The 19207-nt window shown below is 51.8% G+C and carries 26 protein-coding genes; 23 read left to right on the top strand and 3 right to left on the bottom strand.

The features are described 5' to 3' along the window. The first annotated feature begins 88 nt into the window (after window positions 1–88). The 6 genes from EOS97_RS06055 (at window position 89) to EOS97_RS06030 (ending at window position 4372) form a co-directional block, all read left to right on the top strand. Window positions 89–265: a DUF2732 family protein gene (locus EOS97_RS06055; protein ID WP_071592686.1), complete on the top strand. Its 177-nt coding sequence runs from the start codon at window positions 89–91 to the stop codon at window positions 263–265. After that, complete coding sequence (locus EOS97_RS06050) at window positions 256–852, top strand: 3'-5' exonuclease (RefSeq protein ID WP_000422609.1); 597 nt, start codon at window positions 256–258, stop codon at window positions 850–852. Before EOS97_RS06055 ends, EOS97_RS06050 begins: the two co-directional genes overlap by 10 nt. Further along, window positions 849–1178: a DUF3850 domain-containing protein gene (locus EOS97_RS06045; RefSeq protein ID WP_000153512.1), complete on the top strand. Its 330-nt coding sequence runs from the start codon at window positions 849–851 to the stop codon at window positions 1176–1178. The genes EOS97_RS06050 and EOS97_RS06045 overlap by 4 nt, the downstream gene beginning before the upstream one ends. Then, window positions 1168–2028 (top strand): Dam family site-specific DNA-(adenine-N6)-methyltransferase, encoded by an 861-nt coding sequence (locus tag EOS97_RS06040; protein ID WP_001748626.1) that lies wholly within the window; start codon window positions 1168–1170, stop codon window positions 2026–2028. The genes EOS97_RS06045 and EOS97_RS06040 overlap by 11 nt, the downstream gene beginning before the upstream one ends. Next, window positions 2025–4046 carry a replication endonuclease gene (locus EOS97_RS06035; protein ID WP_001748627.1) on the top strand — a complete coding sequence of 674 codons (2022 nt, stop codon included), beginning with the start codon at window positions 2025–2027 and terminating at the stop codon, window positions 4044–4046. Before EOS97_RS06040 ends, EOS97_RS06035 begins: the two co-directional genes overlap by 4 nt. Window positions 4047–4165: 119 nt before the next feature. Beyond that, window positions 4166–4372 (top strand): hypothetical protein, encoded by a 207-nt coding sequence (locus tag EOS97_RS06030; RefSeq protein ID WP_000353141.1) that lies wholly within the window; start codon window positions 4166–4168, stop codon window positions 4370–4372. On the opposite strand, the gene EOS97_RS06025 is transcribed toward EOS97_RS06030, so the two are convergent. The 3 genes from EOS97_RS06025 to EOS97_RS06015 are packed head-to-tail and all read right to left on the bottom strand — an operon-like array spanning window position 4346 to window position 7499. Continuing rightward, window positions 4346–4669 (bottom strand): ogr/Delta-like zinc finger family protein, encoded by a 324-nt coding sequence (locus EOS97_RS06025; RefSeq protein ID WP_001552031.1) that lies wholly within the window; start codon window positions 4667–4669, stop codon window positions 4346–4348. The two genes, EOS97_RS06030 and EOS97_RS06025, sit on opposite strands and share 27 nt — an antisense overlap. Further along, the gene (locus EOS97_RS06020) at window positions 4666–5727 is read right to left on the bottom strand and encodes a phage portal protein (RefSeq protein ID WP_001650413.1); all 1062 of its coding nucleotides are present in this window, start codon (window positions 5725–5727) and stop codon (window positions 4666–4668) included. Before EOS97_RS06020 ends, EOS97_RS06025 begins: the two co-directional genes overlap by 4 nt. Beyond that, window positions 5724–7499: a terminase family protein gene (locus EOS97_RS06015; RefSeq protein ID WP_001650412.1), complete on the bottom strand. Its 1776-nt coding sequence runs from the start codon at window positions 7497–7499 to the stop codon at window positions 5724–5726. The genes EOS97_RS06020 and EOS97_RS06015 overlap by 4 nt, the downstream gene beginning before the upstream one ends. 160 nt (window positions 7500–7659) lie before the next feature. Here EOS97_RS06015 and EOS97_RS06010 point away from each other — a divergent pair, with 160 nt between their 5' ends. The 17 genes from EOS97_RS06010 (at window position 7660) to EOS97_RS05930 (ending at window position 19203) form a co-directional block, all read left to right on the top strand. Next, window positions 7660–8460 carry a GPO family capsid scaffolding protein gene (locus EOS97_RS06010; protein ID WP_000018798.1) on the top strand — a complete coding sequence of 267 codons (801 nt, stop codon included), beginning with the start codon at window positions 7660–7662 and terminating at the stop codon, window positions 8458–8460. A gap of 61 nt (window positions 8461–8521) precedes the next feature. Next, window positions 8522–9544 (top strand): phage major capsid protein, P2 family, encoded by a 1023-nt coding sequence (locus EOS97_RS06005; protein WP_000550496.1) that lies wholly within the window; start codon window positions 8522–8524, stop codon window positions 9542–9544. Window positions 9545–9547: 3 nt separating this feature from the next. After that, window positions 9548–10249, top strand: a complete 702-nt coding sequence (gpM, locus tag EOS97_RS06000; protein WP_001218535.1) for a phage terminase small subunit — start codon at window positions 9548–9550, stop codon at window positions 10247–10249. Window positions 10250–10345: 96 nt separating this feature from the next. After that, window positions 10346–10798 (top strand): head completion/stabilization protein, encoded by a 453-nt coding sequence (locus tag EOS97_RS05995; RefSeq protein ID WP_001680743.1) that lies wholly within the window; start codon window positions 10346–10348, stop codon window positions 10796–10798. Beyond that, a complete protein-coding gene (locus tag EOS97_RS05990; protein ID WP_000084220.1) occupies window positions 10795–11301 on the top strand; it encodes a phage tail protein in 507 nt (168 codons plus the stop codon). The genes EOS97_RS05995 and EOS97_RS05990 overlap by 4 nt, the downstream gene beginning before the upstream one ends. Continuing rightward, a complete protein-coding gene (locus EOS97_RS05985; protein WP_000560084.1) occupies window positions 11298–12005 on the top strand; it encodes a hypothetical protein in 708 nt (235 codons plus the stop codon). Before EOS97_RS05990 ends, EOS97_RS05985 begins: the two co-directional genes overlap by 4 nt. Continuing rightward, entirely contained in the window at window positions 12002–13129 is a 1128-nt protein-coding gene (locus EOS97_RS05980; protein ID WP_000220204.1) for a DUF2586 domain-containing protein, read from the top strand. Before EOS97_RS05985 ends, EOS97_RS05980 begins: the two co-directional genes overlap by 4 nt. Further along, window positions 13126–13581, top strand: a complete 456-nt coding sequence (locus tag EOS97_RS05975) for a phage protein (RefSeq protein WP_000166743.1) — start codon at window positions 13126–13128, stop codon at window positions 13579–13581. Before EOS97_RS05980 ends, EOS97_RS05975 begins: the two co-directional genes overlap by 4 nt. 9 nt (window positions 13582–13590) lie before the next feature. Continuing rightward, a complete protein-coding gene (locus EOS97_RS05970) occupies window positions 13591–13884 on the top strand; it encodes a phage holin family protein (protein ID WP_001154425.1) in 294 nt (97 codons plus the stop codon). After that, window positions 13881–14222, top strand: coding sequence for a M15 family metallopeptidase (locus EOS97_RS05965; protein WP_000175560.1), 342 nt, complete (start codon window positions 13881–13883; stop codon window positions 14220–14222). The genes EOS97_RS05970 and EOS97_RS05965 overlap by 4 nt, the downstream gene beginning before the upstream one ends. Further along, window positions 14222–14554 carry a hypothetical protein gene (locus EOS97_RS05960; protein ID WP_000376375.1) on the top strand — a complete coding sequence of 111 codons (333 nt, stop codon included), beginning with the start codon at window positions 14222–14224 and terminating at the stop codon, window positions 14552–14554. The genes EOS97_RS05965 and EOS97_RS05960 overlap by 1 nt, the downstream gene beginning before the upstream one ends. Continuing rightward, window positions 14526–14714: a hypothetical protein gene (locus tag EOS97_RS27100; RefSeq protein ID WP_001270303.1), complete on the top strand. Its 189-nt coding sequence runs from the start codon at window positions 14526–14528 to the stop codon at window positions 14712–14714. The genes EOS97_RS05960 and EOS97_RS27100 overlap by 29 nt, the downstream gene beginning before the upstream one ends. Further along, window positions 14701–14958, top strand: coding sequence for a putative phage tail assembly chaperone (locus tag EOS97_RS05950; protein ID WP_000411339.1), 258 nt, complete (start codon window positions 14701–14703; stop codon window positions 14956–14958). The genes EOS97_RS27100 and EOS97_RS05950 overlap by 14 nt, the downstream gene beginning before the upstream one ends. Window positions 14959–15145: 187 nt before the next feature. Next, window positions 15146–17116 (top strand): phage tail tape measure protein, encoded by a 1971-nt coding sequence (locus EOS97_RS05945; protein WP_001650410.1) that lies wholly within the window; start codon window positions 15146–15148, stop codon window positions 17114–17116. After that, window positions 17113–17442: a DUF2590 family protein gene (locus EOS97_RS05940; protein WP_001002797.1), complete on the top strand. Its 330-nt coding sequence runs from the start codon at window positions 17113–17115 to the stop codon at window positions 17440–17442. The genes EOS97_RS05945 and EOS97_RS05940 overlap by 4 nt, the downstream gene beginning before the upstream one ends. Next, on the top strand, window positions 17439–18623 hold the full coding sequence (locus tag EOS97_RS05935; RefSeq protein WP_000136922.1) for a baseplate J/gp47 family protein: 1185 nt from the start codon (window positions 17439–17441) through the stop codon (window positions 18621–18623). Before EOS97_RS05940 ends, EOS97_RS05935 begins: the two co-directional genes overlap by 4 nt. Then, complete coding sequence (locus EOS97_RS05930; protein WP_001001827.1) at window positions 18616–19203, top strand: phage tail protein; 588 nt, start codon at window positions 18616–18618, stop codon at window positions 19201–19203. The genes EOS97_RS05935 and EOS97_RS05930 overlap by 8 nt, the downstream gene beginning before the upstream one ends. Window positions 19204–19207 lie beyond the last annotated feature (4 nt).

Here is a 19207-nt window from a genome sequence, read left to right as displayed (position 1 = left end):
GGAACTGAAAATGAATAAAGAAAGAGAAATTTTTGCCAAAAAACAATTCGAATATCGGATTGAGTCTGCTTTTTCCGTGTGGCAGGACATGCTCACCAAAGCCACGCAGGAAGGCAAAGCCGCAACTGCTGATCTTTGTTCCACCCGTCTGGATAAGCTGGCCACTCATGCGGCCAATGAAGGTTTAAGTGCAGCGGAAATCGTTGAGTTAATCCGCGAAGAAGCCGCAGCAATTTGCAGCAAAGGGGGCGCGGCATGGAACTGAATACTAAGCAATTGAAGTATTCTATCAGCCTGTTAGCACAACAGTGGCTTGACGATAATCGCCTATTTATTGATACCGAAACCACGGGGCTGGGTGATGATGCAGAAATAGTAGAAATATGCATCATTGATAGCCATGGATTTATTCTGCTTAACACGCTTGTTAAACCTACTAAGCCTATTCCTGATGAAGCAATTGCCATTCATGGGATCACAAATGAAATGGTTGCCTATGCTCCTGCGTGGACAGATATATGCGGCGCAGTGGAAGAACTTATTAGACGTTTTGGCTTTGTTATCTATAACGCCGATTATGATCTCCGGTTAATTCGTCAGACCTACGCATTGAATGGAAGACCTTCTGAAGGTGCGCCATGGATGCTTGCTGCTCATTCTGTTTGCGCAATGAAACTATATGCAGAATATCGTGGCGAGCCGGGGAAATATCACGGTTATAAATGGCATAAGTTAGTTGATGCCGCCGCGCATGAAGGAGTTGTGATCGAGGGGAAGGCACACCGTGCTTTAGCTGATTGCAAAATGACATTAGGTGTCATCAAAGCTTTAGCGCAAGGCGGTGCAAAATGACAATCAAAGTCCACACGATAAAAATTGCGCCTAAATATCTTGATGCCGTTATTGCTGGTCAGAAAAAAGCAGAGCTGCGCAGAAATGATCGTAACTATAAGGTCGGTGATGTTCTTTCATTGAAGGAATGGAAGCACGGCAAATACACCGGTAGAGAATGGTCAGCGGTGATAACTCATGTTCTGCCGATAAATGAGGTTGTTGCTGGCTTTGAAAGCTGGGTTGTTTTGTCCATTAATTCAATGTCTCTTTTTGACGTTGCTGCTTACCTCTACAACAACGGTGGCTTGTTTCAGTTGCAGGCGGGGGCTAAACATGGCCGTTAAAACTCCGCTTAAATGGGTGGGCAGCAAAGCCCGCCTTATGCCTAAGCTGCGTCAGCATCTGCCAGAAGGTAAACGCCTGGTTGAACCGTTCGCCGGTTCCTGTGCTGTCATGATGAATACGGATTATGACGAGTATCTGATCGCAGATGTGAATTCTGATCTGGTTAATCTTTATAAGGCAATGGCATATCACACGGATGCATTGCTGAATGAGCTGGAGACTTTGTTTACTGCCGGTTCGTTAGGTGATGAAGAAAGCCGCGCAGTTTTCTATTACGCGGTACGTGATGCTTTCAACCAGTCAGGTAAATCCTTTGGTTCGGAATCCGTTGAAGCTGCTGCGCGTTTCCTGTACCTGAACCGACACTGCTTTAACGGTCTGTGCCGGTACAATCGCCGCGGTCAGTTCAATGTTCCGTTCGGTAAGTACAAAAAGCCTTATTTCCCTGCTGATGAAATCCGCGCCTTTGCTGAAAAAGCAAAGCGCGCAACGTTCATTACTGCCCACTATTCAGAAACGCTCGATTTGGTTCGGGACGGGAATGACGTTGTTTACTGCGATCCGCCTTATCTGACTGATAGCGATAATTTCACCGCTTACCATGAGCGTGGTTTTTCGCACATGGATCAGGGGCGGCTGGCGCGTAAGCTGCGGCGCCTGGCTGAACGTGGAATTCAGGTAGTAGCGTCAAACAGCGATCTGGAAATGGTGCATTACCTTTACGCAGGGTTTGAAGCCTTAAAGGTTAATGCGCCGCGTAGTGTTGGGGCGGCAGCTGCAAGCCCGAAAATGGCGGCAGAACTGATTCTTAAATGGCCTTTACCGGCGACTCCTGAGGCCAGCGCATGACGCTGGCAATAAACGAAGATTGCTACGCCGTTGATGCCTGGCGGCGTGAAACCTTCGCACCAGGTACACCGGCAGACGTGACAATCACGGAGCGCCGCCTGTGGGCTGTAAACCCGCAGGATCATAAATGGCGTGCTCAATACCTGCATGAAATACCCGACTGGTTAGCCGGGTATTTTGGCCGTCGCTACGAAAAGCTTTTTACTGGCCCTGACGGGCGTCGCCGTGCCAATACATTCCTGCGTCAGACTATTGGAGGGAATGTATTGCCACGTCTGCGCAAAGTGGCTGCTCGTTATAAGCTGGCCGCTGATGCAATAGACCTTCCTTTTGGCAAGTCGCTGGAACGCCTGCCGTCACTTGACCGCCCGGAACTTAAAAAACTGGCTGGCCAGATATCTGGCTGGATCTCCCAGTCGCTGTATGACTTCACCGAACGGTTTGATTCCGGCACTGATGACACTAAAGAGCTGCACCGCCGAACGATGGAGTCTTATCGCTATCTTTGTGCGTACAGCCTGATGCTGAATAATCAGCCGCCATACTGGGCAGAACATGAAGCTAATGCCGGGCAACTGGAAACACGTAAGGCTGAATCCGGCATTCTTCGCATGATGGCACCTGAATGGTGGTATCTGCGCCTGAAGCGAGCGCGTGACGTACAGCGTGAGCATATGGCCATAGCCGTGGGGCAGGTGCAGAAAGCGGCCAGCGCTTATGTATCCCGTAAAACCCTGGGGGAATGGATAGAACAGAAAAAGCGAAATCTGGAGTTCTTTAAAAAGTTTGATCTGCTGAATGATGAAGGGCTGCGCATTGCACTGGACAGCATGGTACACCGCAGCGTTGCAAATCCGGCGATCCGTCGCTGTGAACTAATGGTAAGAATGCGAGGATTTGAAGATATGGCCAATGAAGAAGGGCTGGCCGGTGAGTTTTACACTATCACCGCGCCATCTCGTTTCCATGCGGTACACAGCAAAGGGGGCTTTGTATCGCAATGGGATGGAAGTACGCCGCAGGATACCCAGCGCTATTTATGTGGCGTATGGGCAAAAGCCCGCGCCGCGATCTCGCGTGCGGGTATCCATGTATTTGGGTTCAGGGTTGTCGAACCTCACCATGACGGGACACCGCACTGGCATATGTTGCTGTTCATGCGCCCGCAGGACGTGGGCACGGTGCGCGATATTCTTTGTTATCACGCCAGAATTACCGATTCCGAAGAACTGCAAACGCAAAATGCGCTAAAGGCACGTTTCCATGTTGAAGCTATCGATCCCGCTAAGGGGTCAGCGACGGGCTACATCGCCAAATACATTTCCAAAAACATTGATGGATTTGCGCTGGATGGCGAGCAGGACGAAGAAACCGGCGAAAACCTGCGGGATATGGCCAAATCCGTTTCTGCATGGGCTTCACGCTGGCGTATTCGCCAGTTTCAGCAGATTGGTGGTGCGCCGGTGACGGTCTGGCGTGAGCTTCGTCGGTTGCGGGATCAGGTGCTGACCGATCGCAGAATGGATGCGGTTCTGGCTGCTGCTGATGTCGGGGACTGGGCTGCATATACCCAGGCGCAGGGCGGCGCGCTGGTTGCCCGCCGTGATCTGGTTGTTCGTCTGGCCTATGAAATTACGGAACAGGGTAACGAATATGCGGAGGACGTGCAGCGCGTACAGGGTGTTTATTCTCCTTTGGTTCCAGATTCAGAGGTCTGCACCCGTCTGGTTAAGTGGCAGAAGGTTGCGAAGTTGGCCGAAGCGTCAGCGGAGGCGGGTTTTTCTGGCGGCAACGCCGCCCCTTGGAGTTCTGTCAATAACTGTACGGAGGGTGGAACCCGCAGACGGTTAAAACTGGAATTAAGAAGCCGGGGGTTCGATGGTTCTGATGAAGAAATAGACATACTGAAACGAGGGGGAGGGCTTCGTTTCGGTCAGTCAGCACTCATTTACCGGAACGGACGACTACAGGAGAAGCAAAACGAGCCAATGCAGGAGCTTTGGCCGGGATGGTTATGACGCTGTAACTCTGTGAAACATATCTATTTGTCACCTGGTTAACAGAAAAATATGTTTCACAATTAGTGCTTAAAGGTGTACTGTATGTTTATACAGTTATTGTTTGTATGGGAGGGTAAATGGATATTCTGGAGGCGTCGGCACAGCTGGAACGCATTGAGTTGTTGGCCAAGATTGCCCATATTTACGAAAGTAACCAAAGAGAGAAAACGATAGCTTTGTATTGGATTGGAGAGATTGCAGGAGAAATGCGGGAAAAGGTTAGTAAAGCGATGAAAAGCCCCCAAAAAGGGGGATTGTCAGGCGGCGGGAGTCGCTTTCAGTAAGTCTAATGCCATCTGACGCTGATCGGGTGAAAGGGCATTCAGTATTTTTTGTACCATAGCATCACCTGTTTTAGCGCTTGGGCTGAGAGTGTGGGAGAACGTCAGATTCATGACAAACGTGTGGCCACACTCAACATCTGAACAGGCGCAGTAAATATCGGCAATCTGCCGGTGTTTCCGGTTCGTTTTACGAATAACAGCTTTTGAGCCGCATTCCGGGCATTCGATTTTCAGAACTCGCATATTCCATGCTCCAGCTGTTAAATGATGCCTGGATTTTAGCCTTTTTTGCCTCATACCGCACCCTTATCCGTTGATTCTGTGTAACTTAAATCAAAGTTCAGGTGCAGGTTTTCCGGTATTTCTGGATCATTGTTTACGGCCATCATAAACCGGCGCTGAACAGGGGCGACTTCGCTTTTTTTATAAATCCGTTCGGCCTTTTCTACGTCACCCAGTCCGGCAGTATTTTGCGGGACAATGCCGGCAAGCCCGGCAGGAAAACGGTGCGCGTTCAGAATGTCCTGGGCACTGATATTCTTGATGTTGGCAAATTCATCCTTAGCGGAAATATCCCCCATTTCAATGAATTTGATGGCGTCACCGTCTCCGCCGGGAATGTTTACCAGGATGGTGGAGAAGTTGCCGATCCCTTTGCTGTCACGCAGCTGCTGTTCAATTTCCTCTTCCATTTCATCCGTCATGCTGGGATCGCGCGTGTAGAGAATGCCGCCAGTGTGGGCGCCATTGTGGTAGTAACGGCGACGGAAAATGACCGCTTCACTGTTGAGTAATGCAGAATGTACGCCGCCGATGTAGTCCGGCAGTCCGTAAATATGCTGTTGCGGGTCATACATTTTGATGAAGATAATATCTTCTTCAGGCCATATCTGCGGTTCGCCTTCCTGTAGCACCACGTAATCACCAGGTTGATCAGTTGCGTTGTTCCTGTCTTTCCTGCGTCGGATATAGAGGCCGGGTAAGGGTTCCAGTCCGATCACGTCTCCCCATCCGTTACGAACTTTTCCAAGCGCAATATCCCCAAATGTGATGTAGTCAAAAGCTGCGGCTTCCAGCTGGTCGTAAGTCAGGCCGCCAGACAGATAATCAGACACAATCATGTTTTTACGGGCGTGGATGATGCCGCCATGCTGACCGTTAAGGTTAATCAGTTGTGCCAGTGCCAGCCGGTCAATTGGCTGGGTAAAATGATCGGCGGCATTGTCGTACCAGATATCCCGGTAGTCGGTGCCGGTAGTCAGAACCGGTTCCGGTTTGCCGAACGTAATGATGCTCATTTTTTTTGACTTATCGCCGCGCTGGCCGCGCTTAACGAAGTGTTTCTTTTTACTCATGCTGCCTTGTTCCTTAAATTCCAGCGTGATTTAGGTTTATTTTCATAGTTCAGAGGTTCGTTATGCAGGGCGTGGGTTATCGCCCAGAACGCTTCGGCGTGTCCTGTGTCCTGGCTGCGGTCTGCAACAAAGGTCATGGCATTACCGCTTTGTGTGGTTGTGCGGCGTACGGACATAAAGCTGGCCGGGATCTCTTTCAGGTTTTTGTCCCATTCAATTCGCTGACTTTCGACCACGTCAGCCGCCTTCAGTACCAGCTGATTTTTCGTGTTCAGGTCGTAACGAATGGCGACGGCCACACGCATGGCAAAATGCTGAATGTTGTCAAAAACGCCCTGGCCAATACCGGTAACGTCCACGCCCAGATAGGTGAAGTTGTATTTTTTAAACAGCTGCTCGATCTGCTTTGCCTGGTACCGGAAGTTCATTCCTTTCCAGTAAATCACCTTCAGAACGCGGAATTTCTCCACGGCGAACATCGGCGGCGCCACAATCACAAAACAGGACAAATCCCCGCTGCGAGCCGGGTCAAAGCCGCCCCATACTGGCCTGTCACCAAATGGCCGGGCGGCGTCCGGGTTATGATCCTGCCAGGTATCCACTTCCACGCCGCAGGCTTCCAGGTCGGAAAAGCTGAAAACGGAATCTTTACTGTCCACGAACACGCACATATAGAGCATGTTGAAAGTGGCTGTGTTGTAGCGGTTGCGCAGCTTCTCGATGTTGGCCAGATTGAAGCCGCCCGCAATGGCATCCTCCATCGTAATGACGTAGCGCCACTGGCCATCCGGACAAACCCGCCCGCCGTCGCGCAATTCATCAAAGGTCGGAAACTTAATGGCAGTACGTTTTTTACTGCCCTGTTTCCATTCATCGCCTGTCCAGAACGGGTACGCCTGGTGAGTTTTAGCTGACGGTGTTGAAAAGTAGGTGGTACGCCACTTGTCATGTGTGGCCATTGCGCTGGCCACTTCATTAAGTTTTGTGAAATTTGGAACCCAGAAATATTCATCACAGTACAGGTGGCCGCTGTAGGACTGGGCGGTGTTCTTGTTGGTGGACAGGAAGCGCAGCTCCGCGCCGTTGGACAAGCGGATGGGGTTACCGGTCAGCGTGATCCCGAAATACTGTTCAGCAATATTTACGATGTAAGACCGGAACACTTCCGCCTGCGGTTTTGATGCCGACAGGAAGATTTGCGGATCGCCTGTCATGACCGCGTTTTCAAAGGCTTCAAATGCAAAATACCAGGTCGCACCTATCTGGCGGCTTTTGAGGATGTTTCTGACCAGCTGGCCAATGTTCCGGCGCAGGTGTTTCTGGTATTCAAAAAGATGTTCTTCCGCCCAGGTGTCAAAATCCTCCTGCGTCAGCGAGGAAATATCGTTTTTCTTGTATTTCCGTTTGCGGCGGGGTTCGTCATCATTGCTGTCCCGCGCATCTGCCTGCCCGGAGTTCTGACCGCTGGCCATCTTTTCTTTATGCTTATTGCTTTGCGCACGCAGTTTTGTGGCATGAGCAATGAGCATGTCCATTTCTTTCAGGTCGAGATCGGTTTTGTTATCCCGGCTGGCCAGTAGCTGGTAGCGGCGTTCGATAGCCTCTTCAGTGCTTTCAAAACTGAGCAAATCAGCCCAGCTATATTTTTCAGCCCAGTAGTAAACGATCCGCGCATTCGGCAGATTTAATTCAGATGCAATTTCTTTTGGCGTATAGCGGCGCAGATAAAGTGCGCGGACAACGCCTTTTAATTCTTCAGAGTATTTAGCCATGCGGTAATTATGCCGTGGCTGTAATAAAAAAACGGTGGTGATAATTCGTCTGTATTCGGTAAAGCGTTATATCCGAACTGTTCAGAATAAAACGTAATGCAGCAATGGTTTTATTTGGCAATAATTGATTTGCAGCGTCAGGGAGTGGAACAGGGGGGATATGTCACATTTAAAAACTGACTGGCTGTGTGTTGCTACTGAAGGGGATACCGTTGACGGACGGATTATTGAACGTCAGTGGATTATCGATATGGGGGAAACCTATGACTATAACCACTATGTCGCTTTAATCTGGCCGGAACACCAGAAAGGCGGGGGTAATTTCGGTGAAGTACTGGAAGCCACCTGGCGGGACGGGGATGACGGACTGGCGCGGTTGTATGTCAGTCTTTGCCCGAATATGCGGCTGATATACGCTAACGAAGAAGACCAGCTTCTTTTCTTCTCCATAGAGCCGGAGGAAGACTGGCGCGGAACAGGACGAACATACCTCAAGGGACTGGCAGTGACGGATACTCCTGCCAGCATTGGCACCACACGGCTGCGCTTCAGTCGGCAGCGCAAATTATCTGAACAGGGTTATTACCGTTATGTAATTTCCCGCGATGGCAAAATTAAGCAGGAAGGAAAAATGAAGAACTGGCAAAATTTGTTTGGTATTAAACCGAAGTTTGAAGATGAAACGCCGCCAGATAATACCGCGCAGGGTGATGATAAGTTACAGGCACTGGCAAACGCGGTAAACGAGCTGGAAGGCCGTGTGGCCAAAATTGAAAATCAACTGAATGATGTTCAGGGTGATGTGGATACTATTGCGGAAGTGGTGGATACAGAAGAATTTGCCGCCATTCGTGATAATGCAAAAGATATCGTTAAGCGTTTTAACGATTTGGGAAATAAATCAGTCCGTACACCAGGACGCAAAATTTCAGAGAAAGCCGGGAAGTTTAATTTCCTGTAATTCACTTTAGCGCTGATTAGTTTCAAATATTTTTATTATCGCTTAATCGCGAGGGAGTTTTATGCACCTTAATAACCGTGCGCGGGAATTACTGGACGGATATTCGGCGGGCATGGCGCAGCAGTTTGGGGCGCGTGATGCCAGTCGTTATTTTTCCCTGAATAACCCGCAGGAAAATGCGCTGCGTCTTGCGCTGCTGGAATCCGTCGAATTCCTGGACATGCTTACCTGTCTGGATGTTGATCAGCTGAGTGGCCAGGTGATTTCCGTTGGTTCTTCCGTATTACACACAGGACGTAGTGAAAGTGGCCGTTTTATTCGCCAGGTTGGTGTGGACGGAAACGACTATTCACTGGTGGAAACAGACAGCTGCGCCGCGTTGCGCTGGGATCTGCTTTCGGTCTGGGCAAACGCCGGTAAAGATGAAAACGAGTTTTACAACCTTGTCCAGGCATTTACCACGCAGGCTTTTGCACTGGATATGTTGCGTATCGGCTTTAACGGTAAGAGCCGCGCAAAAACCACTGATCCCGAAGCTAACCCGAACGGTGAAGATGTGAATATCGGCTGGCATGAGCGCATGAAAACGCTGCTGGGCGGCAATCAGATTATGACCGATCCGGTGGTGCTGGATGCAGCCGGGGATTACAAATCACTGGATGCAATGGCGTCAGACCTGATTAACGCCAAAATTCCGGCGCAGTTCCGCAATGACCCGCGTCTGGTGGTTCTGGTAGGGGCTGATCTGGTTGCAGCTGAACAGTATCGCCTGTATCAGGCCGCAGACCGTCCGACTGAAAAAATCGCAGCGCAGTTGCTGGGGAATACCATTGCTGGCCGTCCGGCCATTATCCCGCCTTTTATGCCGGGAAAACGCATGGTGGTGACGCCGCTGAAAAATCTGCACATCTATACCCAGCGCAATACCCGTATGCGTAAGGCGGAGTTTGTGGAAGACCGTAAGCAGTTTGAAAACAAATACCTGCGCAATGAAGGATATGCGGTGGAAGTGCCGGAACTGTATGCGGCCATTGATGAATCCGCCGTAACTATCGGCAAGGTTTCCGAACCAGCGGAGGGCTGATAAATGGCACTTTCTCCCGCGCAGCGTCACAGCCAGCGCATTGCGATGGAACAAAAGCTGAAGCGAAGCCAGGCGCTGGAAACCACGGAAAGTATGCACCTTCTGGTCAAAGCGCTGGAAACGGATGTGGAACACGTACGCAGCCTGCCGACAATCGCGGATCGCATTGAGTTTAAAAGGGATGTGTTGCTGCCGCGCTGGGTACCGACTGTTGAAGCGTATCTGGAAAGCAAGCAGGTGTACGCCAATCCGGTATTTGCCTGGTGTGTTATCTGGCTGTTTGACGTGGGCGAGCTGGATCAGGCGCTGGAATGGGCTGATATCGCAATCAGTCAGCAACAGGCCACACCGGATCAGTTACGCAGCAATTTTCCCACGTTTGTGGCCGATACGATGCTGGCATGGGCGCAGGAAAGCGCCGGGCGCGGAGAAAGTATTGAGCCGTATTTCTCCCGTACGTTTGAACGTGTGGCAGGGGTATGGCGACTGCATGAGCAGGTAACAGCCAAGTGGTACAAATTTGCGGGGCTGGGGCTGCTGCGCAATGAGGATGGCCAGCAAACTGCTGCGGGTGTGGATGATATTGAAACGCTGGAAAAAGCCGATCATTTGCTGGCCATCGCAGAAAAACACTACTCAAAAATTGGCGTCAGAACAGCGCGGCAGACCATTGCCGCCCGTGTCCGAAAACTGACGCAGGGGTAAAGACTACCGTACGCCAGGCGGACGCGGTGGAGGGCAAAACACCTTGTGTGTCATTGCGCCGTGGAAACCGGTCAGTCCGCCTTTTTCGGGGGATTTATGTTTAGTGGAAAACCGCTGGATTATCAGGACGAGCCGCTGGCCAATAACGGTTTCTGGCCGGATCTGAACCTGAAGGATTTTCAGGCGCAGCGGTCACTACCGCCAGATATTGACGCTGATACCATCAGCCAGGCGCTGCTTGCCGCTGTCGCGGAGGTGAATGCCGAGCTGGAAAACGTGGAGGCCAGCTGGAAAGCGAAAGGCCATACGCTGGCGGCAGATGTGCCGGGTGTAAAGATGGGCGGACTTAACAGCCTGTGCGCCCAGTACATGAAAGCCGTTTTTGCCAGGGCAAAAGCGGATCTGTTGGGTGAGTTCGCCACTATCGGACGGCGTGATACCCATCCGGGGCAGGAAAGCCAGGAGACACGGGCCGGGTTACTGGCTGAGGCGTCCGTGGTGATCCGTCGCATGAAGGGGCTTAAACGGGCAACGGTGAAAAAAGTATGAGCCAGACGCAGATCCAAAGCCTGACCGCTTTTTTTCAGGAGAACGTTCCGCCGCGGGCGATGCAGTCATTTGACAGCGTACTGGATGAAATGAAGTTCATCCCCGCCGCGAAGGATTACGGGCTGGGGCAATATCGCCAGGCGGTTATTCGGTATGACGCAGTTCTGAGCTGGGCGCGTTTTCCCTATCGCCTGTGTCCGCCGCAGTTACTTATGTCCTTACTGGCGGCGTGGCTGGACGATGCAGACAGAGACCTGCTGGATGAAGTCGGGCTGAGTGAAGCCGAACCTGACTGGGATGTGTCGGTGGAAGATGAGGAAACCGCCACTGTGGTGCTGACCGTTCCGATGGTGGAAGAACTGGTGATCAGGCAGGACGAAAACGGGGCTATTCCGTGGCGTGGTGAACGCTGGTCACTGGCAGATCCTGAAATCTGGACGGCGTTAACTGCCAGCATTTTCAGTGTGGATGAAACCGGGGCGCCGGTGAGCGGGGAAATATGATAGCCGGTGGCGAGCTGAATAAAAAACAGCTGACTGAATTACGTAATGCGCTGGCCAGTATGGAGTTGCCACCGCAGAAGCGCCAGCGGCTGATCTGGCGTCTGGCGAAATATGGCGTGATTGCTGCTGCAAAAAGACATGTTCGTAACCAGGAATCCCCGGACGGCCAGAAATGGCCGGGACGTAAGACAAAACGCAAAGGGAAGATGCTGCGTAACCTGCCAAAGCTGCTTCATATCCGCGAAATGCCTGAGATTCAGGCCGTACGGATCTATTTGCAGGGCGGCGGGTACCGGAACGGGGAAGCGCCGGTTCCGGCAGGAACCGTAGGTTATGCGCAACAAAACGGAATGCGGGTAAAGGTCAGCCGCAGCAGTCAGCCACGTAAGGCGGACGCCGGAAAAATGGCGACACCTGCCCAGGCTAAAAAACTGCGTGCGCTGGGATATCGGGTGAGAACCGGAAAACGCTGGAAAAAGCCCACGCTGGGCGATATCACGCGGACGATACCATACAGCCAGGCCGGATTACTGATTCGAAAGCTGAGTGGTAAAGCAGTGAAAACCAGCTGGACAGTGGATCTTCCTGCCCGCGTATTTCTGGGCATGAATGACGATGAATTTGATAAAGCGCTGGCGCGTCAGCTTCAGGCTATAGGCTTTGGCTGGAATGTAAAGGCGCAGGATATTAAGGGGAAAACATGACCTGGCCAACCGTGACCGTTAACCAGGTAAACCAGCTACTGGGTGAAACCAATGAGGTGGAGCGCACGTTGCTGTTTATCGGTACGGGTACCAAAAATGTGGGTAAAACGCTGGCTGTTAACGCACAGAGTGACTTTAACGCGCTACTGGGTGAGGGGAGCAGCCCGTTAAAAAGTGATGTACTGGCGGCAATGGCGAACGCCGGCCAGAACTGGTGGGGATTTGTTCATGTACTGGCCGCAGACAGTGAGCCGGGCGCGTGGGTGGATGCCGTCAAAGCTGCACAGGTTTCCTGCTCGGTGGAAGGCGTGGTGCTGTCGGATGATGTGGCGGCAAAAGAACAGATTAACCAGGCGGCAACGCTGAGATCTGAACTGATTGCGCAATACGGGCGCTGGGTGTGGTTCATCCTGGCGGTTCAGGGAATGCAGGAGGATGAAGCCCAGGCGGATTACCTGAAACGTCTGTCCACCCTTCAGCAGGGTATTGCAGAGAAAGCGATTCAGCTGGTTCCGCGTCTGTGGGGGAATGAACCGGGCGTGCTGGCCGGTCGCCTGTGTAACCGGGCGGTGACGGTTGCTGACAGTCCGGCGAGGGTGAAAACCGGGGCGTTGCTTAATCTGGGCAGCGATGAACTGCCGGAAGATGGCACCGGGAAAACACTGGAGCTGGCCACCCTTAAAGCGCTGGAAGCGCAGCGCTACAGCGTGCCGATGTGGTATCCGGATTATGACGGCTTTTACTGGGCTGACGGACGTACGCTGGATGTGGAAGGGGGGGATTATCAGTCCATTGAGACGCTGCGTATTGTGGACAAGGCCGCCCGTCGTGTCCGCCTGCTGGCTATCGGTAAAATTGCCGATCGTTCGCTGAACAGTACGCCGGGCAGCATCGCGGCACACCAGACGTTGTTTGCCCGCCCACTGCGCGAAATGTCCACGGCGGCCAACATTAACGGTGTGTCGTTTCCGGGAGAGGTGAAGCCGCCGCAGGATGGAGATGTCTCTATTGTCTGGAAGAGCAAGAAGGCGGTGGATATTTACATTGTGGTACGCACGTATGAAGTGCCGCTGCAAATCACTATCAGCCTGTTACTGGATGCCAGTCTGGAGGCCGCAGCATGACCAAACGTATTTCAGGCATGTCATTTGATGCCTACATCGATGGTGAACTGATCCATATAGAAAAAATTTCGCTGGATATCACGGATAACAGCGCCGCCGCCCAGACCCGTGGTGTGCCGGACGGCCATGTTGATGGTGATGTGGCCGCAGAGGGAGAAATTGAAGTCAGTTCTAAAGTGCTTCAGGTACTGACAGCCAAAGCCCGCGCCGCAGGTTCGTGGCGAGGTATTGAACCGCTGGATTTTCTTTTCTACGCCAAAGCAGGCAGTGAAGAAGTGAAGGTCGAGACGTTCGGCAATAAATTGCAGTTAAGCAATCTGCTGGATATTGATCCAAAAGGCGGCAGCGTATCCACGCACAAAATTAAATACTTCGTGACCAGTCCGAAGTTCGTCAACATCAACGGGGTTCCGTATCTGGAAGCGGAAGCTACGGAAAATCTGATCGGGTAAGGAAAAGGGATGCAGGACTACGAAAAAGGGTTTATTGCGCTGGCAATTATGGGGGCGCTGATTGCCCTGGGCAAGATGCTGAACAGTGACGAGCCGATCACGGCACGTCTGGTTCTGGGGCGTGTCATTGTGGGAAGCGCGTTATCAGTAGCGGCAGGGGTGGCGCTTTACTTCGTACCGGATATCCATCCGCTTGCGCTTGCCGGCATTGGTTCAGCGTTGGGGATTCTTGGCCTTAATGGTGTTGAAGCCTGGCTACGTAAGAAAGGGATCGGTTTTCTGGGGAAGGGGGCTGACAAATGACACTGAGTGAAAAACAGCAGCTGTTTACCGTTATGGTGGCAAATCTGATCCACTGGGCAGAAGAACACGGCTACCGGCTGACGTTCGGGGAGGCGTACCGCACGCCGGAACAGGCGGCGCTGAACGCGAAAAAGGGCAGCGGTATTACCAACAGTCTGCATACACGGCGTCTGGCAGTGGATTTTAACCTGTTTGTTAACGGCCAGTACCAGACCCGCACAGAGGATTACCTGCCGCTGGGCGAATACTGGGAGTCACTGGGCGGCAGCTGGGGCGGGCGCTTCAAATCCAGGCCGGATGGTAATCATTTCAGTCTGGAACATGATGGGGTTCGCTGATGGATCGTGTGGTGGCGGGCTGGCTTGTGACGGTTGTTCTGGCCTTCTGGGCAGGCTGGAAGGCGGCTAACTGGCAGCGTGACAGTATCGATCTGGCCATCAGCCGGTCAGCCAGCGCTACCGGGGAAACGCTGGCGAGCATGGCCAGTGAATCCGGGCGAAAACTGGAAGAACAACTGGAGGCTTTGAAAAATGCACCGCCGCGTGAAATTCGTACGGAGGTGGTTAAGCCGGTGTTTACTAACGTGTGCCTGTCTGACGACTTTGTCCGCATGTACAACGACGCCGCCGCCAGTACCGAACGTGCGTTATCAGGAAAACCTGAAAACTAAATGCGTCACGCAGCTGCCGCGCCTGAAAGGGACTACGGGTAAAGATGCTGCGGAACTGTTGAATGCGTATCTTGAAATTTATGGTCAGTGCGCAGCACGCCATAATCAGTTAATAGATGAAATTAATCGTAGAGAGAGTCTTTTATATGGAAAAAATTAAACTGTGTGTCTGTGGGACTGATATTATTTTTGAACCAAATCAGACCGCCTATAATAAGTTTATTAATGAAATGGCAATGGACAATAAAGTGGCACCTGCGCATAACTACCTGACGCGTATTGTTGCAACGGAAAGCAAGGAAGCTTTAGCTGAAATATTAAAACGTCCGGGCGCTGCGCTTCAGCTTGTCAGTAAGGTTAATGATATTTACGCCCCTGAACTGGAAATTGAAGTAAAAAACTGACAAAGCGAGTCCGGGCAATTGAACAGAACGGACTCGAACAATATTTAATACTTCGCCGTCATTATTTACCACATGGTCAGGATTCCGTTGACGATATTGCCGCCGCTATCTGGCTGGATAATCGTCACTGGGAATATACAGGAATTGCTGTAGCCAATGGTGTGGCTAAAGCATTTAAAGGCACAGAATGAAACAGTTAGATTTTACATTAAGCCTGATTGATAAGTTGTCCCGCCCGTTAAAACAGGCACAGAGCAGCGTCACCGGCTTTGCGGAAAAATCAAAAGCGGCCTTTATGCAGATTGGCGGTGGTGTGCTGGCTTTAGCGGGTACAGGAATGGCCATACGGGGTGCGTTATCACCGGCAATTGAAATGTATGATGCGCTGAATGATGCAGCATCAAAAGGGATTGATGATCAGGCATTAAAAGCCGTACAGCGGGATGCGCTGCGCTTCAGTACAACTTATGGTGCCAGTGCGGTGGAATTTGTTCAGTCCACTGAAAGCATTAATTCCGCTATTGCCGGGCTGACCGGTAATGAACTGCCGAAAGTGACAAAAGTTGCTAATACCCTGGCGTTTGCCCTGAAATCCACCGCCGCAGAAACGGCGGAATTTATGGGGCAGATGTTTGGTAATTTTTCCGCCGATGCGGAGCGTCTGGGCAAGGTTCAGTTCGCTGAGCAACTGGCCGGAAAAATGGTGTATATGCGCAAGGTCTTCGGTACCGAAATGGGCACTATCAAAGACCTGATGGAAGGGGCGCGGGGCGTCGGTACCAACTACGGCGTCGGACTGGATGAACAGCTGGCCGTACTGGGGCAGCTTAACCGCACGCTGGGAACGGAAGCCAGCAGCGCTTACGAAGGCTTTATGACGGGGGCAGTTGAAGGGGCAAAAAAACTGGGTCTGTCCTTTACGGATGCCACCGGCAAAATGCTGTCCATGCCTGAGATGCTGATTAAATTGCAGGGCAAATACGGCAAGAGCCTGGAAGGGAATCTGAAAGCCCAGGCGGAACTGGATGCGGCATTCGGTGACAGTTCGGCTGTGGTCAAACACCTTTACGGTAATGTGGCGCTTCTCCAGAGGAACATCACCGAACTGGGCGGATCTGACGGTCTGAAACGTACGCAGGAGATGGCCAGTAAACTGGTGAAACCGTGGGATCGGTTTGTACAAATCCTGAAAGCTATTCAGACCGTAATAGGGCTGACACTAATCCCGGTATTGTATCCGGTGCTGAACCGTCTGGCGGATATGGGACAGACATTTGCCAGATGGATGCAGCTATTTCCCAACATTGCCCGTGTTATCGGCTATGCCGCTATGGCTTTGCTGGGGTTTGCGGCAGTGGGCGCTGTAGCCAATATCGTCATGGGAGTTTCAAAGTTCATCATGATGGGTTGGAAGGGGGTATGGAAGTTACTTACAGCGGTTACTAAAATCGATACGGCCTGGACGTGGCTTAACACAAAAGCAAAGCTGGCGTGGGCTAATGTAATGAAATCATTGCGAGGCATTCTTCTTGCACTCCGTATGCAAGCTATTATGACAGGCACTGCCATTAATTTTATGAGCTGGCCGGTCTTGCTTGTGATCGGGGCGATAGCGTTGCTTGCGGCGGGTTGTTGGTTGCTGATTAAACACTGGGATACGGTGAAAGCGGCTGTTATGGAAACATCCGCGTTTCAGGCATGTGCCAGGGTGGTGGCGTGGCTGGCCGGGGTGTTTTCCACAGCGTGGCAATTTATCAGTGAAGGATGGAACAGTTTTATTGCGCTATTAACAGGGTTTTCACCCTCACAGGCATTAAGTGGACTGGCGTCGGGTATTGTATCCATGTTTGATAATGTCTGGCAGTCCGTTAAAGGTGGTTTTCTGAAATCGTGGAACTGGATTGTTGAGAAGCTAAATAAAATACCCGGCGTTGATATCTCAATGGCTAATGAAACCTCTTCGCCACCATTAACAGTAAATAGTTTATCTACAGGTGGCGAGCTAAAAGGTATTGATAAAGGTGGTATCAGTAAATCTGTCAGTAATAACTCAAGGGCTGTAACGGATAACAGCCGGAAAATTAATACTGTCAATATCTATCCAAAAGAAATGATAACGCCGGGGCAGTTAATGGAGTTTCAGGAGCTGGGCGTATGAATGAAATCCTGTATGTTGATTTATTAATTCAGGGGAATGACTTTGTCCTGAATACCGGTAATGAACCTGAATTATGTAATAACCGTAAAAGTATCGGGCAGGACATTATTCATTCCATTATTGAAAGCGGTCTGGCGACAGAATTAATCGCCGAGAGAAGCCCGACCATGCGGGCAGATATTTTTACCCGTATGGAATTGCTGATTGAAGATGATGAGCGCATCGTTCCGGGGACGGTGGAAATCGGTGAAGAAAGCCGGACACGGTTGTGGATCACGGCCAGTACTTATGACTTTGGCGGAATATCGGTACAGGTGGATTTATGACGGAAAAGCCACAGGTTGACTTTGAAGAGGTGGTGAAAGCCAGCGGTATGCCGGTGACGGAAGAAGAGATTCGCGATCGCTTTAATGCCATTGCGACGGAGGAGGGGATTATCACGAATACCTCCCGTATGTCTCCGTTCTGGCGACTGGTCACGGCCATTGTAACCGCGCCGGTGATGTGGCTGAAGGAGGTTCTGATCTCCACCGTACTGGCCAATATGTTTGTGGCCACGGCCAGTGGAAGCATGTTACGGCTGCTGGCATGGGCGGTGAATATCACGCCGAAGCCCGCCAGCGCTGCACAGGGCGTTATCCGTTTTTACAAGGAAGACGCCAGCGCCGTGGTGACGGTGAAGGCCGGAACGGTGATACAGACAGAACGTATTAACGGCAGGGTGTATGAACTGGCCATCACGGAAGATGTGGTGATTGCCTCCGGTACCGCCAGCGCACTGCTGCCGGTAAAGGCAACGGGAACGGGCGGCGCATATAACCTTGCGCCGGGATATTACCGCATTCTGCCGGTGGCCGTGGACGGCATCAGCCATGTGGCCAGTGAAGAAAACTGGCTGACCGTACCGGGCGCGGATGAGGAAAGCGATGATGAACTGCGTGAGCGTTGCCGTAACCAGTTTAACCTGGTGGGCAACTACCATACGGACGCGGTGTACCGGTCGATGATAGCCGGTGTTGCCGGACTGAGCATTGACCGGATTTTCTTTGAGCACGAAGCACCGAGGGGGCCGGGGACAGCCAACGCCTATTTATTGCTGGACAGCGGCGTGGCTTCTGCGCCGTTTGTGGATGCCGTGAATGACTATATCAACACTCAGGGACATCACGGCCACGGGGACGATATGCAGTGTTATGCCATGCCGGAAACCCTGCACGATCTGGTGGTCACTGTCTGGGTCAGGAACCTGAACAACATCAGTGATGATGAACAGAAGCGCCTGAAGGACGGTATTGAAAACCTGATCCGGTGCGCCTTCCGGGAAAATACGGACTATGACGTCAGAAGGACGTGGCCGTATTCACGGTTCTCCTTCTCGCAGCTGGGGCGCGAAATCCATAAAAATTTTCCGGTAACAGAATCGCTGAATTTTTCGCTGGATGACATTGCCAGTGAGCTGAATGTGCCGCGCCTGAAATCGCTTGTGGTGAGTATTGAGAATGAATGAGTTCATGAAAAAACTGGCCGGAATGGTACTTCCCTCCTGGATGGACAGGGGAGAGCCGCGAAAACTGCTGCAAACGGCGCGGCGATTCTGGGCGGAGGTGTACGTCTGGGTGACGTGGCCACTGAACCAGTTTGATCCGCTGACCTGTACACCGGCGTTACTTAACCTGCTGGCGTATGACCGGGACATTTCCCGCTTTGACGGGGAGCCGCTGGAACTGTTCCGCAGGCGTGTGGCGTATGCCTTCGTGAATGCGCGTGACGCCGGTTCTGTTGAGGGATTTATCAGTATCTTTGAGCGTCTGGGGATCGGGTACGTTGAACTGATGGAGCGCCAGCCGGGTATTGACTGGGATGTGATTCAGGTTCGCGTCACGGACAGCCAGATTGCAACTAACACGCAGCTGATGATCCAGATTATCCGGCAGTACGGGCGGACATGCCGCCGTTACCAGTTTGAAGTGATCACGTCCGAACGGCTGACTATCCGGGCGGGATGGGATCAGGGGGAATATGTGGTTTATCCGGCAGCACTGAGCGGTACGGAAACCAACAACGCGACATACAGCGCAGGGTTATAAGGGG

This window comes from Salmonella sp. SSDFZ54, from assembly GCF_004010735.1.
In the GTDB taxonomy this organism is placed as follows: Bacteria; Pseudomonadota; Gammaproteobacteria; order Enterobacterales; family Enterobacteriaceae; genus Salmonella; species Salmonella enterica.
The sequence above is the reverse complement of the archived record's forward strand: the minus strand, read 5'-3'. Positions and strand labels throughout refer to the sequence as shown.

Excerpts from the sequence above, each read along its gene's own strand:
- EOS97_RS06055 (WP_071592686.1), top strand. The coding sequence starts at position 89 with ATGCTCACCAAAGCCACGCAGGAAGGCAAAGCCGCAACTGCTGATCTT.
- EOS97_RS06050 (WP_000422609.1), top strand. The coding sequence starts at position 256 with ATGGAACTGAATACTAAGCAATTGAAGTATTCTATCAGCCTGTTAGCA.
- EOS97_RS06045 (WP_000153512.1), top strand. The coding sequence starts at position 849 with ATGACAATCAAAGTCCACACGATAAAAATTGCGCCTAAATATCTTGAT.
- EOS97_RS06040 (WP_001748626.1), top strand. The coding sequence starts at position 1,168 with ATGGCCGTTAAAACTCCGCTTAAATGGGTGGGCAGCAAAGCCCGCCTT.
- EOS97_RS06035 (WP_001748627.1), top strand. The coding sequence starts at position 2,025 with ATGACGCTGGCAATAAACGAAGATTGCTACGCCGTTGATGCCTGGCGG.
- EOS97_RS06030 (WP_000353141.1), top strand. The coding sequence starts at position 4,166 with ATGGATATTCTGGAGGCGTCGGCACAGCTGGAACGCATTGAGTTGTTG.
- EOS97_RS06025 (WP_001552031.1), bottom strand. The coding sequence starts at position 4,669 with ATGAGGCAAAAAAGGCTAAAATCCAGGCATCATTTAACAGCTGGAGCA.
- EOS97_RS06020 (WP_001650413.1), bottom strand. The coding sequence starts at position 5,727 with ATGAGTAAAAAGAAACACTTCGTTAAGCGCGGCCAGCGCGGCGATAAG.
- EOS97_RS06015 (WP_001650412.1), bottom strand. The coding sequence starts at position 7,499 with ATGGCTAAATACTCTGAAGAATTAAAAGGCGTTGTCCGCGCACTTTAT.
- EOS97_RS06010 (WP_000018798.1), top strand. The coding sequence starts at position 7,660 with ATGTCACATTTAAAAACTGACTGGCTGTGTGTTGCTACTGAAGGGGAT.
- EOS97_RS06005 (WP_000550496.1), top strand. The coding sequence starts at position 8,522 with ATGCACCTTAATAACCGTGCGCGGGAATTACTGGACGGATATTCGGCG.
- gpM (WP_001218535.1), top strand. The coding sequence starts at position 9,548 with ATGGCACTTTCTCCCGCGCAGCGTCACAGCCAGCGCATTGCGATGGAA.
- EOS97_RS05995 (WP_001680743.1), top strand. The coding sequence starts at position 10,346 with ATGTTTAGTGGAAAACCGCTGGATTATCAGGACGAGCCGCTGGCCAAT.
- EOS97_RS05990 (WP_000084220.1), top strand. The coding sequence starts at position 10,795 with ATGAGCCAGACGCAGATCCAAAGCCTGACCGCTTTTTTTCAGGAGAAC.
- EOS97_RS05985 (WP_000560084.1), top strand. The coding sequence starts at position 11,298 with ATGATAGCCGGTGGCGAGCTGAATAAAAAACAGCTGACTGAATTACGT.
- EOS97_RS05980 (WP_000220204.1), top strand. The coding sequence starts at position 12,002 with ATGACCTGGCCAACCGTGACCGTTAACCAGGTAAACCAGCTACTGGGT.
- EOS97_RS05975 (WP_000166743.1), top strand. The coding sequence starts at position 13,126 with ATGACCAAACGTATTTCAGGCATGTCATTTGATGCCTACATCGATGGT.
- EOS97_RS05970 (WP_001154425.1), top strand. The coding sequence starts at position 13,591 with ATGCAGGACTACGAAAAAGGGTTTATTGCGCTGGCAATTATGGGGGCG.
- EOS97_RS05965 (WP_000175560.1), top strand. The coding sequence starts at position 13,881 with ATGACACTGAGTGAAAAACAGCAGCTGTTTACCGTTATGGTGGCAAAT.
- EOS97_RS05960 (WP_000376375.1), top strand. The coding sequence starts at position 14,222 with ATGGATCGTGTGGTGGCGGGCTGGCTTGTGACGGTTGTTCTGGCCTTC.
- EOS97_RS05950 (WP_000411339.1), top strand. The coding sequence starts at position 14,701 with ATGGAAAAAATTAAACTGTGTGTCTGTGGGACTGATATTATTTTTGAA.
- EOS97_RS05945 (WP_001650410.1), top strand. The coding sequence starts at position 15,146 with ATGAAACAGTTAGATTTTACATTAAGCCTGATTGATAAGTTGTCCCGC.
- EOS97_RS05940 (WP_001002797.1), top strand. The coding sequence starts at position 17,113 with ATGAATGAAATCCTGTATGTTGATTTATTAATTCAGGGGAATGACTTT.
- EOS97_RS05935 (WP_000136922.1), top strand. The coding sequence starts at position 17,439 with ATGACGGAAAAGCCACAGGTTGACTTTGAAGAGGTGGTGAAAGCCAGC.
- EOS97_RS05930 (WP_001001827.1), top strand. The coding sequence starts at position 18,616 with ATGAATGAGTTCATGAAAAAACTGGCCGGAATGGTACTTCCCTCCTGG.